This is a genomic window from Parabacteroides massiliensis (assembly GCF_900155425.1).
Lineage (GTDB): Bacteria > Bacteroidota > Bacteroidia > Bacteroidales > Tannerellaceae > Parabacteroides > Parabacteroides massiliensis.
The window spans coordinates 55,640-73,388 of record NZ_LT700190.1 but is presented as its reverse complement, the minus strand read 5'-3'; the positions used below and the strand labels follow the sequence as shown (position 1 = coordinate 73,388).

Genomic DNA, 17,749 nt, shown 5'->3' with positions numbered 1-17,749 from the left:
GCATGTATAACCATCTGGAAACCATACAGGAAGAGAGCCGAACAGGATTTTGCAATCAAAATGTGGTGGTGGCAGGCGACCCGGCACAGCAAGGCCATAAAAAAGGAAAAGCATGTGCTCTTCCCGATACTTTGTTTATAAAAAAGTTGATGCTTTCTTTAACCTATAGAGAGGGAGTTTTTAAGGTATTCTTTTCATCCGACAGATTTCTTTATCACTTCCTGTAATTGGAGGAATAGGTATGGAGCAAATGTTCCATATTCAATGGATAATGAGGTTGCAGGTAAACTCCTTACATTTATTCATAAGATGCTACTAAATAAATAATGGATGTTTTGTACATTTTAATCAGTAAGCACTTAAAAAAGGAACGAAACAGAAATGTTTATCTTTGTTGCTAGTCAAAATAGAAAAATGTGTATAGCAGCGAAAAATTAGAAAGGTTTTACTTTTTCAGTACTAGGTCGAATTTTGCCTTATGGTGAGTCTTTATACTTCTTTTGTATGAGAATAAAATTCTTTATAACATCTTTCGTAAGTGGTATAAGGATATGCGTAATTAAATAGTTAAAGAGCAGGTTGACGGTATTCAGACAATGAAGAGATGCATAATGTAACATCAGCAGTTGAGCATTACTGGACAGTATCAATAAATCGTAAGCATCCGATAAAGTACACATTGCAGACCTAAAAACTCTTCTATTACTTTGCGATCAAAAACGTAGTTATGAAACGATCAATGAGTAAAGAAAAGTTTTTAGCGCTATATCAGCGCCAACAGTCCAGCGGACTAACCATAAAGGATTTCCGGCTAACTCTTCGTTTGAAAGTTGTACATCCTCTTTAAGGACAACTTCTTTGGCAAGTTGTTTTTCCCACTCGTTGTCTAAATGGCAGACCTTAATCCACGGTTCTTCACCCTCTTCCGTCTTGCTCCATTGGATCACGACTTTTCCTTTAAAATCCTGATCCGGTTCCATCATTCGTAGAAGATCGAACGCTTCACGGAAAGAACAAATACTGTTTTGGGTATTCTCATCCTGTTCTAATAAAGAGGGTATCAAATCATCGAATCGGACTTGCATAAATAAGTCTTTGAGTGTCATATTGTGCTGTTTATATTGTTAATTCTGTTTGATGCAGCATAATGCCCATTATAAGGTGTTAATGATAGGCATTATGGTTTTTTGATATTTACAGCAAGATTGTACTTTAAAAGGAACTCATTCCCGCTGCTCAATTCGTTATATGTATCATATTCCACAGCATATATGGTATTTTCCCATCCCCATATATCACCGTCATATTCTTGGGTGAAGAAAACGGTGTACATGGTTCCGCTGACGATCGGGCATTGGGCGACAATCACATCCGAGGACATAACGGATTGAAACCGGCAACGGGCAATTAATCGACGTGGATTGGCTTTCACGCCAAACGGATGTTCGGAAACGATTGCCCCACCGCATCGGATGATTTCTTCTTGTAAAGGGCGGTTTGTCTTCGGATGCGTGATGTCTAATCCAGAACCGACAAAGGCGATGGTCTTCCCTCCGGCACCCAGACAACCCCGATGAGCCGCCGTGTCACAACCTGCGGCCAGACCACTTACAATAACGTGTCCTTCCAGCGTAAATTTCCGGGCCAATGAATAGGCGGCTTCCCGTCCTGCCTGATCGGCACATCGGGAACCGATAATGGTAACGCAATCGGTACGCAACAATAATTTTCTATCGCCTAATATATGGAGCAAGGGAGGAGCGTCCGGTATTAAATTATTGAATGCGAACCAAGGGTATTCATCCGAATAAAAGGAAATGGTGGCGACTCCCGCTTCTGTCTGTTTCTTCAATATCTGTTTTGCTTTTTCATGTTGTTTAGGCGAGTTGGCAATTGTTTTTTGCAAAGCCTCTTTTTCTTGCGGGGAATAAAAACTATGGCATATGTCTGCATCGGAATATCCTATGAGCTGCAGGCAGAGAAGTTCATCTATCGCGAAGAAGTCTTTGAATCGTTCTTTATAATACATCATAAGGTACTGTTGTTTTTATCTAAATGTTGCAAAGATGTGGATGAAGGTGTGCCAAAGTGAAGCATAGATAAAAAGAATTTCATTAAAGGTATTTGAACTAACGTTTTTCGGAAGCATATCCTCCAATCATCGAATCGCCCCATGATTTATGAACCGTGCGAGCAAAAAGCGCCCTCACCATCCAAGGAAATACCCCTATAATATAACAACATTTTTGAGTGAACAACGAAATCTTAAATGAAAAAGCCGGGAGACAAAATGAATATTTTCACAATTATTTACACAAGTTACGAGAATTAGAATTACCTTTGTAGCACAATTTGTAATTACCAAAACACTTGATTATGAAGAAGTATTTGTATTTGGCTGCTTTCTGCCTGTTATTGGGGCCGACCGTATCGGCCCAGAACGATGCCGACAAAGGCATAGAATTTCCCCATCGTGTAGTGACTAATGGATTTTGGGACAACTGGTTTGTAGGAGTAGGCGCCGGTGTAAACGTCTATGGTGGGCAGCATGACCAACACATGTCCCTGGGCAAACGCTTCGCACCCGCTGTGAACGCTTATGTAGGGAAATGGTTTACTCCGGGCCTGGGAGTCCGCGCCAATTACTCCGGTTTGTACTGGAATGGCGTCGCAATTTCTCCGGAAACGGGATTTGTACGCAAAGGCTTGGGTGACGGATACCATAAGCAAAAAGGAAATTTCGTCAACATGCATGCGGATGTGATGCTGAACCTCTCGGAAATGTTCTGTGGACATAACCCTCAGAGAGCTTACTCATTCATCCCTTATGCCGGTGCTGGTATCATCCATTCAACCAGCCAACCGAAGAATGACGAACTGACCTGGCACGCCGGTATCATCAACCGCTTCCGCATAACAGACCGCCTGGCTGTCAATGTAGAACTGGCTACCGCGTTCTTCAAGGACAAGTTTGACGGTGAACTCAGCCACAAAAGAGCGGAAGGCATGTACAGTGCGTTGGTAGGCATGTCTTACCGTATCGGCAAGAAAAACTTCGACCGGAATATCATCAAATATACCGGAATCGACCAAAGCGAGTTGGACAATGCCAACGAGAGAGCCAACAACCTCCGTGCTGAGAACGAGAAGCTGAAAGAGGAAATCCGTAAAGAGAAAGAAATGAAGGCCGAACCTGCGGTTCAAGTGATAACCACCAAGACCATGGCACCGGTGTATGTGCTCTTTGATCTGGGCAAGTCGGCTTTGTCAAAAGCCCAGCGAATCAACTTGCAATATGCTGCCGCTTCCATCAAGTCTTGCACGGATCAGGTATTCACCATCGAGGCATACGCTGACAACAAGACCGGCTCAGCCGAGACAAACAAACGTCTGTCTTCGCAACGTGCTGAAACCGTTAAGAAATGCCTGGTTGAAGAGTTCGGTGTACCCGCAACCATGCTGCGTGTTGACGTGAAGGGTGGCGTGGACAATATGTTCTACAATGACCCGGCATTGAGCCGGGCGGTAATCATCAAGTAATGAAATGAGTCGTAAATATCATTATACATGATTGTTTGATTCTATGTGAAGAATCACAAAACCCGTGAATTATAAATTAGTTATTTTGTTGATCCGCCGTGCGTGAGCATAGCGGATTTTTTAATGACATCTTCAATAACCGGGGATACTTGGTAACAAAGTCTTCGGGCAGCTCTTCCGCAAGAATGCGCTGGCCCTTCTGATGCTTTTCCATGATCAACAGTATATGGTCATAGAGATAGGAAAGCTTGGAATGCTCTATGCAGGCTATCAGCTTGATGAACTGATAGAAGGAATAACGCTTCCTGTCCGTACCGGCAAAGTCCGCAATGCGGTCGAGCGAGAACATAAGTTCCGTAGCGAAGACACGGGAGATCCGTGAATAGGGACATCTGGCATGTTTCTCCAGGAAATTCTTGATCATCTGGTTGTTCACTTCCAGCGCGTCAAACGGCTGATAATCCTCTCCCAAAATATCCCCGTCAATATCCGGTGCGGTGAACAGGTTCCTGTGTGGGACAATCACCTGATAGTACTTACCGACAACCCAACTGTCGGCATCAGGACAGGAACATAGCACTCCGTTGTTTCCATATAGATAGAACCTACCGTCCTTTCTCTCCAGACCTTTGGCAATGAACACATCGCCGGCCTCTATCTGGCTGGCCAGATTGTGCTGTATCTGGTTGCGCAAGTCTATCTGGTAACCGCTGAACTCTTCACAAGAGAACACTTGGGCGGTGATTTCATCACCGATAGTGAACAGACCTTCCAAAGTACCACCGGGAACCTGAAATATACGGTTTGTATGAAGCACGCAATGTTGCGGTTCGTCAACCCCTTTGTCCGTATAGATAAAGTAGCCTAACCGGTTGCTGGTTTTTGACAGCCCTTTATATGTCAGCCTATAAAAACCGTCCGGCAAGGTCAATTTTCGTTTTTCCCGCTGTTCATCCCGTCTCCAGAAAAGCTTCTTCCATGCGGCACCGGCACCAGCCATGTCCGGAAGGTTCAGGCCATCAATACCACGGACAATCTGGCTGCACAGATTGACCTTGACTTTCAAAATTGAGTACAAGGTGTTGCAATCCGAAAGATTACTGCCAGGTAACAAATGGGCCTTGGGATAAAGATGGACGCCTTGAGCGTCAAACAGAATGGCGCCTTTGTCCAGATAGACAAATTCCTTTTTCAACGGCTGCATCCGGGTGCTGGCCAGCTTGATGATGAATCCGGACAGATCATCAGACTCCAAATCTCGTTGCCCAAAATTGACAGCCGAAATGCCGCAAAGCAAGTCCAATGACTTGTATGCGATGCTTCTGGACAGCGGATAGGAACGGTAATAGTCCGCACCGGCACTATGATAACTGGCAAACCGGGCTATCTGGGCCAACTTCAGGATTTGTGTGGGAGGTGTCATAATCCCTTTCGTCAGCACTTGGACACCTATCAGCCTTTCCAGTATTTCCAGTTCATCGTCCGGCACAGGAATCGCTTCCAGATTCAATTTCCCGTTCATTTTCATCACCCTGAGGTTGACATGGGCATCTATTATGCTGTTCAAGGTCTGCAACGACGGGATGTCCACACGTGGGATACGACTGCCCCAAAAGGCAATCCAGGCAATCGTCAGTATATTCGCTTCCAGTAGTTCCGGTTTGTTATTGCATGCTTCCACAATGATTCCGAACATTTCCGGAGAGACCGGCTCGCCTGATTGCAACTTTTTCAAGACCTCCTGGCAGAATCTGTCGAATGTATTGTCACGGATAAGCGCCATAGCCCCAAGCAGGCTCTTGCAATAGACAATCTCAAAGGCTGCCTTACGGAGAAATTCGGCTTTTCTATCTTCATTGAACGATGACAGATAAATGGTGTTTGACCGAAGTTCTTCCTCCAACTGCAGATAACCGTTGCAAAGTTCATAGATATACGGCCAGTCCTTTTCTTCCAACGATTCATCAAGCAGCTTGCGGACACCGTTCGCAAAGGTAAACACCCACAAATTGTTTTTGGTAACAATCTGATGGCTCATTTTTATCTTGGGGTTTTCTCCCACCGCATTACGCAACCGGAAGAAGCAGCTCTTCAACAAGGAATTGTGGCCGCAAAGCGCTAACAGGTTGCGGGGCGACACAAAGTTCATGTTTTCCATCCCAACCGACGGTTGAAGTTTCAGTACACCGTCGTATTCCTTGCTACGGACCAATCGGTATCTGCAGTCTATACCTTGGCCAAACACCACCTGGCAGCTTCCCTTGCGGATCATCAGTGTGTGAAGCAAACCGTATTCGTCTTTCACGGTTACCTGCACGGCCACAAACTGGGGATCGTCATCAATCTTATGGACCGTAAACCGGGCAAATCCCTCCAACCCGTAAAACTGTTTGAGCAGGAAAAATCGGTCCTGCCTGATTTCTTCAATCCCAGTATCGGTCTTCATGATGACACAATGAACGATGTCCGGTAACGGCTTGCACAACTGTGAGGGAGCCAGAGGAACCTGATAACGGTCTCCTGCCAATTCCACAACATAGCGATGTATACCTATGGAGTCAATGGTTATTTCTAAAGGTTTCAATGCGATAAATTCTTTCATGATCCATTCAATTCAAGGTTAACTATAGCGGATGATTTGCCCTTTCCGCAGTTTGCTGTTTCTTTCAAGATGATTGTATCTGCATAATTCGTCAACCGTAACGGCATACTTTTTGGCAATGGAAAGCAATGTGTCTCCCTTCTGTACCCGATGGCACAGAATCTCCTTCTTTTGATCGGGACGCTTGTTTGGAACGATACGGTTGTTCTTCGTATAATAGAAGGTCGGTTGATGGACTTTCTTTTCCGCAAAATCAATGATTCGTCGGGGGTCGATGGCTTGGCCCATAAACAGTATCTCAAAATGCAGGTGTGGTCCGGTACTTCTTCCGGTGTTGCCACCCAAGGCAATGGACTGTCCGGACTTGACCTCAGTTCCTTCGTCCAACAAGCATGTTTGCAGGTGTCCATAAACCGTCTCAAGACCGTTCAAATGACGGACTACCATAAACCGGCCATAACCGCCATAGTCGTATCCTGTCTTGCGTACATAACCTTCAAAGGCAGAAGCGATCGTGTCACCGACCTCCAAGGCAAGATCTATGCCACGATGCATCTTTTTACAACGCATACCATAAACCGATGTGACCAGCACATCAGCCAGCGGCATTACAAAGCCGGAAACATGAATGGGATAGCGGTCAGGAATATCTGAGACCGGTATATACGCATGAACACGATCCTCCCGATAACCATCGTAAAGTGAAGATGGAGGCTTCGGTTTGGAACGGCTGCCGTCAGCTAATGCTTGGGCCGAAATAGGAGAGCACACAAACAAACAGAAAATCAGAAGGATGACTATCCGTAGCATATCAATCAGGTTTTGGTTTTCAGATGCAAAAATAGAGGATGACAGTCTAACAACCTAACTTTTAGCGGTTTTATTAGTATATTTTTTGAGCCGTTAAATAGGAGCCACAAAATCTGCTGCACAACATGACCGCTAATTTCGACATCTCACGAATAATGCCGTGCTTTGTATATAAATACAAGAACAATTAAACATTATCTGACTATGAAAACGTTTTTAAGGATTCTCGGGACAGGCGCATCAGCCAGCAGTTCCAAACATGTTCCATCAGCACAAGTGTTCAATATCGGCAACAACTACTATATGGTTGATTGCGGCGAGACAGCATCATTTTGGCTGTCACGTTTTAACATCAACGTATGCCGCCTGCGGAAGGTTTTCATTACACATATGCATGCAGATCATTATCTTGGATTGCCGGGCATCATCTATTTAATGGATTTGATGGGAGCAAAGCATTTACAAGTATATGGGCCTGTCGGATTGAAAGAGGCTATTGAACCTATGCTTAAACTGTATGGTCACAAGCTTCGTATGGATTTGGAGTTGATAGAACTTACTGACGGTGTATCAGAAGTTATCAGCTCGGATGATCGGCTGACTGTGTACAGCCTCCCTCTGGAACATTCCGTACCGTGTATAGGATACAAATTCGTTCAGACAGACAAGGGGCTGGAAGTTCCTGATGAGATTATCAAAGAACATAATCTTGATGATTTTGACATTGAGCAGCTGGAGAAGGGAAGACTTGTCAGAGGGCTCATTCCAACAGAGGTCTGTAACACTCACCACCGTTTTTCATATGCCTACCTCAGTGACACGCAATACTGCCCGGCAATCGTTCCGCTTATTGAACGGTGCGATGTCATCTACCATGAAACCAGTTTCTTGCACGAAAATGCATTGAGGGCGAAAAAATGCCTGCATTCAACTACCTGGAATGCGGCAGAGATAGCTAAAGCAGCCGATGCAGGACAACTGCTGATTGGACATTATTCCAGAAGATATTGCTTTAGGAAGCATATACAAAAATTTCAGGATGAAACGAAGTCTGTGTTCCCCTACACCCTAGCCGCCAACGAAGGGATGGAACTTGACTTGCGCAAAGGAAGAGAAATGCGTTTTACCTTTACCAACAAAATGCGGGAGTTACTTGAAAGTTAACATTAGGGAGCAGTAAGGAGCATGAAGGTTTTAAGTCTTCATTCTGAATGTAGATGAAGCCTTGAAAACTTCATGTAAATTGTAGAATAGCGTATTGGGTTATTAGTTTTTTAGGTTGCACTCTGTAGTTCTAAAAATTAATAAGGTGTGTAATGCTTTAAAATGAGGTGTAAACTGACGGATTCTTAATTTATCTTTAAACAATTGAGTATATTTTGCATTTAAAGAATGTTTGTGTAATTTTGTATAAGGAATTGTGACTGTAATGTGTTCGTTGCCGTACCGAAAGTACTTATACATAGTGATGTTTGACTTATTTATTTTATATCATATCTAATTCGATGCCAGATACCGGGCTTCCTAACAAAACGCAAAAAGGGATTCAAAGCTTAGGTATTAGATGGCATCTTCCCACCGGTTTTATTGCGTTATGGAAGTAAAACACCGGTATTATTATCTGATTCTTGCATACCTAATGCAAACCTTTATCTCAATATTTCGTAACTAATTGATTTTCAGCACAACCTAAAGATAGGGGTGTTAATTATGTCAGTGGTAACTATTTTATAAATAGTTGTATTTTAGGCATTAATGGCGACATTGCTGTCTAAAAAAAGAATTTCTACTATGATATTGTAGATGAAGCAGTTGATACCGAATTTTGCGCGGTCTAAAAAACTAATTTCTACTATGGAATGTAGATATGATATGGTCTGTAATGCTTATCTGTCAGTCTAAAAAATAATTTCTACTATTAAATTGTAGATCTAATTTCTGCTCAATAGCCTCCAAACGTGTCTAAAAAACTAATTTCTACTGATATATTGTAGATCAACTGGATACGCCAAGCTTAATAATTGCGTAATGAAATAATTTCTATTTGAGTTTGTAGATGCTTGTGAATGCCATTCATTTTGCTGATTTCTTTCAAATTCGACAACTAAAAAATCATTATAGTATAATCTTTACTAAAAGTGTAAATTATTCAATCCTCGCTGTAAACTATAGACAATGTTATATTTATCAATTAAAATATATTCTATAATTACCGTTATGTTTAATTATAAATTCCAAACCCAAAAATCGACACGCATTCTGAATATTATATATAGCCAAACACTATCCATTTCATTACCGACATCCTATGACGGCAATTGCGTAGAATATATGGTACATCAGGCTATACAATAAATCCTCGGGATGTTGAAAAGATAACACATTCTTCTATCTTTTTTGGAAATAATATAAATAAATATCGACCTCATTCATACATTTATATACCAATATCAGATAAATATTGTTAAACATCCTCTCTTATTACTGATAATCAAAAATATTAAATGTATTTTCGTAATTGAAATAATCAAAATATAACTATGAGCATAATAGACACCTTAATCAATTTCATTAAGCCAAAGAAACACATTAGCGGGGATATACTGACTGTTGAAACTAACAACGGAGAAATTTTGAATTCTTTCATCTGCCCTGCCGATAGCAACAACAAGAACAATGTGTACATGATGTTTTATAACGAATATCATAACGACATTGACAAGCTACATACTCTTAACGGTTGCTACGTGTACAAATACTCCGATATTAATTATTTGAGCAAAAAGGACCTTGAAGAAATGATTAAAAATGTCAAGCCCTCCATGGCAATGTACGCGCCCGAAGCAGTGTATGTGACAGAAAAGTCGTTCAATGCAGCCCAGTCGCGACTATATCAGAATGACCAGGATGTATATAATCATGTCAAACAAGAACTGGAACAGTATAGTCCCGATATGCTCACTTATGCGTATGATAATTATGCCAAGTTCATTGAGAAGCACGGCTATCATGATATTCCCCGTAGCGAAGACTTCTTCATAAAGGCCATCGAACACGGAACGAACATTGAAAATATCCCTGAAAAATCCCGTTCTCCCCATGTAACCGAAGTGTACAGCATGCACGTTCTCAAGCAAGGGCAACAGAAAGCACAAATTAATTATGAGCAGAAAGATTGGATAGCTATCATGAAGGACTTCATGGCAATACGCTTTGAAAAAGATTATGATTATGATATGAGCATTTACGGAATACCCGGCAGATTCGAATACTATAAGAATCATGGTGTAAAGAATCCTTTGAAGATATACCCTGACATGAACTTATCCGTACAAGACTGGCACTACCTCTGTCCCATCAGTACCGAACTAATTTCAAACGGGTATGTACCTAAGGAGGTGCTCGATAATCCTTCTTTCTGGGAAAATTATACGGATCTGATAGGGAAAGGCGATTTTCTTGACAATCCAGATAAGACACGATACCAAACGTTCGATGAATCGGAAGTGTTTGTACACATGCCTGAGTCCATGAAAAAGGATCCAGAGGTACAGAAAATATTGCTGGCCCAAGGAACTATATCCACGAACTTCTTCGGCAAGAAAATGTCACCGGATACTTGGAAATGCGCTTCTCCCGAAGAATATATGAATATCCCAGTAGAAATAAGGCAACAACCAGACTTTAGAGAGATCGGGATAAAAGCGGTACGTGCTTATATCAATAATCTACGCTATATTCCCTCTGGTTACATAGAAAATTGGATGGTCGAAAAGGCTATAAAGCACGACATGTCACTTCTTTATCACATACCCGATGAAGTCATCACAAGTATTCCGAATATCGAGCAGAAATTATTGGATGGTATAAACAACTACCGGCAACAGGACATATTCTATGCAGAGGACTTACCTGGTGAATATGGATTGGTGGCATGTGAACAAAAAGAGGCAATGAATATGCTTAGGTATATTCCCCAAGAATTGCGCACAAAAAACATCTGCCAAGTAGCTGTCAGAATCAGCCAAGAGAACGAAAAATATGTTCCGAATTCCTTGAGAATCAAAACCGAGGATAACGAAAAAAATAAATCCCATAAGATTCGACGATGAATTTTAAAAATATAAATCATGAGCAGATTATTCAGAATATTAAACGATAATGAAACTATCGGTGTCGTTTACGACAGCAAGGAACATACAAGTCCGAGAAAGCAAGAAATCATACGTCTCTAGGACACGCTAAAAGCTGTGTGCAGATTTTCCAAGGAGACCGGAATCTCACTCCAGACAGCATACAATACAGGCATGAAGATAATGGATGGCACTGAAAGATTATCTGACGATCAAGGGGACGTAATTATCTCAAATTACCCGAACCATGGGAAACGGTTCTATACCGAAATGAAACGATTCAACCGAATCCATGATATTCGCCTAGAACAAGAGAAAATTGAATATCTATGGGAGGTGGTATGGGAAACCGTTCGTTTGGAATTATACCGGAATCTACCAAGCAGACTGCATTCCATCAGCTATTATCAGGATATCGGGAACGCCATGCGATATTGCCAATTTGGTAGAGATAATACACATATAGTCCTCTCGGTAACTCCGGACAAACAATGCAGACAATTCGATGAGAATTGGTTCAAACAGATAACCACGTCATCCAATTATGACGAGGTAACCGAACTGGCAAAGGGATATTGGTCCGGTAAAATGACTCCCAACAGAATTATCGAGGTGCTGGTGACCGGCAAATATGAGTTCCTACGAAAGGTCTGAATACTAAAAGATTCAGTATATTCAAGAACTTGATTGCTGGAGAGGGCATGATGCTGACAAGCATCGTCGGACCCGGAAAAGTATATCTGAGCAGCTCAAACGCCATGCGAAAACATATATAATACAAGATGCAACATTAAATATAGGACACAGAATAAGCTCAAAATACTAACAACCTGAGGAACTATAATAATTTAATTATTAAGCCATTAGACTCTAATAAACATTTGTTGCAATTTTGCAGAGTTGATTGATTTTATCAAAACCTTCAAATTATGGAAATAAAAAAGAACCCACTACTCATTATGGAGAACAACCGATTCCCACGCTTTCTGATTGGATTGCTGGTTTCGCTTTCAATACTTTTTATAAGCTTTGAGTGGACAAACAGCGATAAGAAGGTGACGGCACCGGAACGCAAAAGTATTATCTGGGAAGATGAAGAACTAGTACCCATCACTACGATGGATGACATCAAACCGAAAGTCCTCCCTCCGGCTCCCCCAAAAGTAATTGAGGAAATCAAAATTGTCGAAAACGACTCCAAGCTGGATGAAGTTCAGGTTGAGACTACAGAGGATCTGGACCAGCTCGTTGCCATCAAGCACGTAGATGTAATCATCAAAGAACCTGAAGAAGAAGAGGTGTTCACTATAGTCGAAACCATGCCAAAGTTCCCCGGTGGGGAGACAGCGTTACGCAAGTTCCTTGCTGACAACATACGCTATCCGACCTTAGCTCAAGAAAACGGTATCCAAGGAAAGGTAGTTATCGAATTCATCATCGGTAAGGATGGAGGTGTTTACGATATCCAGGTTTCACGCTCAGTCGAAGAATCATTGGACAAAGAAGCGCTTCGTGTAGTCAACCTCATGCCTAAATGGATTCCCGGAAAGAAGAATGGCAAGACTGTTAAGGTCAAATATTTCTTGCCTATCATGTTCCGATTCCAGTGAACAAGTAATTGATAAATAAAAAGAAACGAATAATTACGGCAACAATCACATTGCGAATCAGCGAAGAACTAAAATCTCAGTTAGAGAAAATGGTCGATGGCTCGGTGAACAGAGGGAGCATCGCTGCAATGTCGAAACTCAACATTCTAATGGCTTAATTTCTACTATTAAGGTAGATTAAAACACGTTGCCGACCAATTATAGTTATACAATATTTTCAAATAGAAATATATCTCCAGAATTTTTCATCTCCATTTCTTAATTTACCATAAATGTGAATAGTCTGTAAATAACAGTTCAAAATGACGATCATCTTAAGTATTACCGACTATTTTTGCTAAGTTTGTGACAACCAAAAGAAAACAAATGAAAAATTTTATTATTGACCATAAAGATAAGATAGAATTAATCCAACATATAGTGGAAGAATTTACCGATACATGCAAGGGATTGCCGATTTACACAGCCTTAGATAATGTTTTTGCTGGACAATTTTCGTTGAACAAACGTATTATATCCCTTTTGTGGCTGAAAGAGGAAAAACGTACAGAGATATTTGCCAATGAAGAAATAATACGGAACGCTGTTTGTAAAGCAATACGTTCCGGCAACTATATCATTGTTCTAGTTGACCAATCATCAAAAGATTTACTTACATGGTACCGAAAGCAGATAAGCTTTTTCTCTTCACAAGAAAAGACATGCGTCCTATCAGAACAAAACACAATAATTACCTGTGTGAAGAGATTCTTAGACAGGGAAAAACCTTTATGGGGCATGTACTTGCATGCCAATATAATATTGATTGAATATGACTTATACTCGTGCACAGATTGTGGACATCCTTACTATTTTCCAAAATGGATGTACTTTAGCACATCAGAGAATTATGAGAACAATATGCTAAATAAAGGTTCCATAAATCATGAGCAACTGGAACAGAATATCATGATGATAAAACAGCGGCCATCCGTCAAACTGTCCATTACCGAAATGGATGACAAACTGATAACACAATACCGGGCACATCTCAAGGATGCACTAAACAGAGAAAAGGTTTTCAATACATATAAGAGCATGGCACAACCGCTAATCACTAACAATTTTGACAAGACAATACCATTCGTATGCCCACACTGTATATCCAAAATAGGTTCTATTGACAGAATAAAGAAAACAATTACAGTACAAGACGAGCAACAGCTTTTACCACATCCAAGTCTGTTTGAAGCCTTCGAAGTAGACCTGGATCCCCATTTTATCCGTTCCACTCTTGGGCATCATATTTACAGAACAACAAATCAATGAAAATATACAGCAAGCAATATTATTCCTTAGGGCAGAGATTACACAAATCATTCAGAGGTATGATACAGGAAAGAGATTACCAGTTACCACTCTTCAAAGATGACATCGAAGTGAAAAATGACCGGATAAACGATATGCAGAAATTGAGTATTTGAATAGAGATGAACTATGTTTGAAATGAAGATACATACGGTAAGAAAGTATGGACTTACCATTAATGATGAAGACGTATACTTTTCAAGTAAAGGTAAGGCCATCGAAGCTGGGAAAATATCTATCAAGTTAAATCCCAACACCAAATTGTTTGAGGAATACAAGCTATGGGACATCACACACGGCAAACCATGCCTGATAGATAAACAAAGATTTGACCGGACGATTCTTATTCTATGAATGATACGACAGAGTAATTAACATGAGGATAGTATATATCTTAATTTATCTTTAATTACTTGAGCTTATTTTGCATTTTCAAGGTTATTGGCGTACCTTTGCTTAAGGATTTGTAATATACATTGTTACAGCCTACCGAAGGTTTTTCTTATATAGTGATGCTTGACTTCTTTATTTTGTATCATATCTAATTCGACGCCAGATACCGGGCTTCCTAACAAAACGCAAAAAGGGATTCAAAGCTTAGGTATTAGATGGCATCTTCCCATCGGTTTCATTGCGTTATGGAAGTAAAACACCGGTATTGTTATATGATTCTTGCATATTTCGTGCAAACCTTTATCTCAATATTTTGTAACTAATTGATTTTCAACACCGCTTAAAAATAGGGGTGTTAATTATGTCAGTGGTAACTATCTTATAAATAGTTGTATTTTAGGCATTAATGGTGACATTGCTGTCTAAAAAACAAATTTCTTCTATGGTAATGTAGATAGTTCGGCATCGTCCATCCAGTCGGCATGGTCTATAAAAATAATTTCAACTATTATATTGTAAATTTGTATTTTGGTTTTATTGCTTATATTATATCTATTAAACTAATTAAACTGGTATATTGTAAATTATCAACGGACGTAAGGAATACAGCGTATTGTCCATTAAGGACCAAGACAATGATCAACTCATGTTCGCATTCTATCTGGATATTGCAGATTGGCTTCCCTGTAAGAATTTAGCCATCCTGTCTAAAAAAGATTCCCGTATATCAGGTTATAATACCGTTTTCTGCGAAAATATATGGTTTAAGCTCTTGTTTTTCTCGCTAATTTACTGTAAATTAGCGACTGAATTATTCAAAACCAAAACCATGAGCAATTCTATCTCAAACATAAATTCAGGCACATTTTTTGAATGCAAGGTCCGATACAACCGGGTTAGAGAAAACGGCTTAGAGAAAAAAGTAACCGAGCCTTATATAGTAAAGGCATTTTCATTCACAGAAGCAGAGAGCAGGATGATTAAATTCATCGAACCCTTTACATCCGGTGAATTTACGATCTCAGACATCAAGAGGTGTAAATTTTCAGAAATCATTGAAGACAAATCCGGAGATATGTACTATAAATGTATCCTCTGTTTCATAACCTTAGACGAGAAGCCCGGGAAAGAGAAAAAAACAAAAAACCTCATACTGATCCAAGGTAGTTCCGTTGATGACGTAATTGTATCAATCAAAAAATACATGAACGGATCCATGTCCGATTACAAAATTACAAAAATTGAGGAAACGGCCATAATGGATGTATGTAACGAAATAGATTAACATGAACTCAAAAACTAATAAGTAAACATTATGATTAACTGTACAGTCTTAAACATCACTCAGATTATTGTAATCCTAATTCTGCTGACTGTTCTGCTCATACAGAATTGTGGAAAAAAAAGACGCAACAAACTTCTTAAAGGGATTGACATGACCATTCTTGAAATTTCAATTCCGGGATGTGAAAGTTTCTGTTTTTACATCCACCCGGATAGAGAAACTGCCGCAAAATGCGAAATCGGATGCGAATATCCTTTGAATATAATGATGACTGATACTACAGATAGTCTATCGATATTCTGCAATGATAGAGTCTATATTCTGAACACGGAATCTGAAAACTGCAGCATACGGATCACAGACAAGCAGATAATGCCTTCTGGAGATCCCATGCTCCTAGGCGTACTCATAGATCAAACCAATATTAACCAATAAAAGAAATCCATGAAAAAAACAGTAATTAATCGAAATGGAATTGCCTACTTTCTGATGTTACTCATGGTGGTCCTTGCAGCTTGTGAGAACGATAGCAGAACAGATTCTGGTGACATCATTAAAGTCGGAGACAGATGCCCCCGATTTCAAGTCACTGATTTCAACCTGGTAGCACATGATATGCCTGACAAGGAAAAGCCGTCGTTGATATTTTTTTTCAGCACAGATTGCAGCGATTGCCAGAAACAATTTCCCGTTATCCAAAAATTGTTTGACAAATATGGCAATGACGTACATTTTATCGGTATATCGAGATGTGAGTCATCCGCTGTAATCGAATCTTATATAAGGAAACACAAATACACATTCCCTATTGCGCACAACGGTCAAAATATTGTATATGGGATGTTCGCCAGACAGTATATTCCCCGAGTTTATATTGTCAAGAACAATATAGTTAACTATACGACCAATGACATAGATCCCCTGACTTTTGGAACCGGGGATTGCCTGCTAGAAGCCCTTACCAAATAAATTATTGCATTATATGGAGAAAGCGATAGCTATATTGATTGGCAACGAAAACGGAGAACTCTCACTAAGAGACTTTCTAGCGAAAGTACCCGAAACAATCAGAATGAGGATCAAACCGTCTTTACTACGTGACAAGGGGGTCTCCCCTATCGGCTCGCACGCCATTATACCGGTAAGGTTACTGTCCACCCATAAAGGACTGACATCTAACACGACTGTGATTACAGTTGAGAAATTCACCGGTATCGACAGTGAAGGTAAAGCTTTGTTGGGAGGAATAGCCGACACAAGGGAAAAAGCAATCGAACTGCTCTCTGCACGGTTCGGGCAGCCGGACAATGCCACGGCATACAGCTACTATGTATCACAGGGGTTCGGCTACCGCCAGATAGAGGAGCAGAAAATAAAAGAAAAAAAATATGCTTCGGAACAAGAACGGATGGAGAAGAACTTCTATGTTTCACTGATTCTGCCCAAGGACGGCCCTGGCTATGTGGAACACTGGATTACTTGTAAAAGAAGAGCGAATAATATGATCATGAGGGGACAGATTAACGGTACAGTCTACTCGATCAAGAACGGACTTAAGAAACTGAGAGAGCATAACCGGAAATTTAAGGGCGAAGAATCGTCTGCTAATAGCAACATTGAATAACTTATAAAAATCATGATGGACATTCTAACTATCATCGCAAACATTTTGATCTTCTTATCAGGACTGATTACATTTGCATGCTTTGGCTGTTTTTTCAAACTGATAAACAAGGTTAAGACCGATCCTGTAAAACTGCCAGTCAAAGTCTATTATATAATGGCTATCATCCTGTATATCACGGCTGTTTTGGCAATATGGGCAGCACATACACTAAAAGAGGAATCGATCAGCCCTTTCTCAACTCTCATAGCGTTGATTATATGCACTGTCACCGCTTTTAACTTGTTGGACATTATGGGAAAGAACCAACTGCTCAGCTGGAAATGGTTCGCATTGCTATTGTTGGACTTCGCTGTCATGGCAATGCTTTCCTATATGCAGTTGAAAGCATAATAAATTTAAGCC

15 protein-coding genes are annotated in these 17,749 nt (G+C 40.5%); 11 read left to right on the top strand and 4 right to left on the bottom strand.

The features are described 5' to 3' along the window. The first annotated feature begins 2 nt into the window (after positions 1 to 2). Complete coding sequence (locus BQ9893_RS07360; protein WP_122298292.1) at positions 3 to 227, top strand: hypothetical protein; 225 nt, start codon at positions 3 to 5, stop codon at positions 225 to 227. Positions 228 to 725: 498 nt separating this feature from the next. Here BQ9893_RS07360 and BQ9893_RS21885 read toward each other — a convergent pair whose 3' ends face one another. Beyond that, positions 726 to 1,106, bottom strand: coding sequence for a hypothetical protein (locus BQ9893_RS21885; RefSeq protein WP_208610806.1), 381 nt, complete (start codon positions 1,104 to 1,106; stop codon positions 726 to 728). A gap of 71 nt (positions 1,107 to 1,177) precedes the next feature. After that, the gene (locus BQ9893_RS07350) at positions 1,178 to 2,032 is read right to left on the bottom strand and encodes a DNA-processing protein DprA (protein ID WP_075965508.1); all 855 of its coding nucleotides are present in this window, start codon (positions 2,030 to 2,032) and stop codon (positions 1,178 to 1,180) included. A gap of 344 nt (positions 2,033 to 2,376) precedes the next feature. Between BQ9893_RS07350 and BQ9893_RS07345 the strand changes: the two genes are divergently transcribed. Continuing rightward, on the top strand, positions 2,377 to 3,540 hold the full coding sequence (locus tag BQ9893_RS07345) for an OmpA family protein (RefSeq protein WP_075965507.1): 1,164 nt from the start codon (positions 2,377 to 2,379) through the stop codon (positions 3,538 to 3,540). Positions 3,541 to 3,616: 76 nt separating this feature from the next. Here BQ9893_RS07345 and BQ9893_RS07340 read toward each other — a convergent pair whose 3' ends face one another. Both BQ9893_RS07340 and BQ9893_RS07335 read right to left on the bottom strand, forming a co-directional pair. Continuing rightward, positions 3,617 to 6,142: a hypothetical protein gene (locus tag BQ9893_RS07340; protein WP_075965506.1), complete on the bottom strand. Its 2,526-nt coding sequence runs from the start codon at positions 6,140 to 6,142 to the stop codon at positions 3,617 to 3,619. Positions 6,143 to 6,160: 18 nt separating this feature from the next. Beyond that, positions 6,161 to 6,952 (bottom strand): M23 family metallopeptidase, encoded by a 792-nt coding sequence (locus BQ9893_RS07335; protein WP_075965505.1) that lies wholly within the window; start codon positions 6,950 to 6,952, stop codon positions 6,161 to 6,163. A gap of 204 nt (positions 6,953 to 7,156) precedes the next feature. Between BQ9893_RS07335 and BQ9893_RS07330 the strand changes: the two genes are divergently transcribed. From BQ9893_RS07330 to BQ9893_RS07280, 9 genes are all read left to right on the top strand, one after another. After that, positions 7,157 to 8,116 carry a ribonuclease Z gene (locus tag BQ9893_RS07330; RefSeq protein WP_075965504.1) on the top strand — a complete coding sequence of 320 codons (960 nt, stop codon included), beginning with the start codon at positions 7,157 to 7,159 and terminating at the stop codon, positions 8,114 to 8,116. Between the two features lie 1,658 nt (positions 8,117 to 9,774). Beyond that, positions 9,775 to 11,064 (top strand): hypothetical protein, encoded by a 1,290-nt coding sequence (locus BQ9893_RS07325; RefSeq protein WP_139322576.1) that lies wholly within the window; start codon positions 9,775 to 9,777, stop codon positions 11,062 to 11,064. A gap of 291 nt (positions 11,065 to 11,355) precedes the next feature. Beyond that, positions 11,356 to 11,739, top strand: a complete 384-nt coding sequence (locus tag BQ9893_RS07320) for a hypothetical protein (protein ID WP_139322575.1) — start codon at positions 11,356 to 11,358, stop codon at positions 11,737 to 11,739. A 401-nt stretch (positions 11,740 to 12,140) separates the two neighbouring features. Beyond that, complete coding sequence (locus BQ9893_RS07315; RefSeq protein WP_167369854.1) at positions 12,141 to 12,695, top strand: energy transducer TonB; 555 nt, start codon at positions 12,141 to 12,143, stop codon at positions 12,693 to 12,695. Between the two features lie 366 nt (positions 12,696 to 13,061). Continuing rightward, positions 13,062 to 14,003, top strand: coding sequence for a hypothetical protein (locus BQ9893_RS07310; protein WP_075965500.1), 942 nt, complete (start codon positions 13,062 to 13,064; stop codon positions 14,001 to 14,003). 1,261 nt (positions 14,004 to 15,264) lie between these two features. Then, complete coding sequence (locus BQ9893_RS07300) at positions 15,265 to 15,720, top strand: DUF4494 domain-containing protein (RefSeq protein ID WP_075966077.1); 456 nt, start codon at positions 15,265 to 15,267, stop codon at positions 15,718 to 15,720. Positions 15,721 to 16,164: 444 nt separating this feature from the next. Then, positions 16,165 to 16,689: a TlpA family protein disulfide reductase gene (locus tag BQ9893_RS07290; RefSeq protein ID WP_075965497.1), complete on the top strand. Its 525-nt coding sequence runs from the start codon at positions 16,165 to 16,167 to the stop codon at positions 16,687 to 16,689. A 13-nt stretch (positions 16,690 to 16,702) separates the two neighbouring features. Next, a complete protein-coding gene (locus BQ9893_RS07285; protein WP_139322574.1) occupies positions 16,703 to 17,344 on the top strand; it encodes a hypothetical protein in 642 nt (213 codons plus the stop codon). 12 nt (positions 17,345 to 17,356) lie between these two features. Then, complete coding sequence (locus BQ9893_RS07280) at positions 17,357 to 17,737, top strand: hypothetical protein (protein ID WP_075965495.1); 381 nt, start codon at positions 17,357 to 17,359, stop codon at positions 17,735 to 17,737. Positions 17,738 to 17,749: the final 12 nt, after the last annotated feature.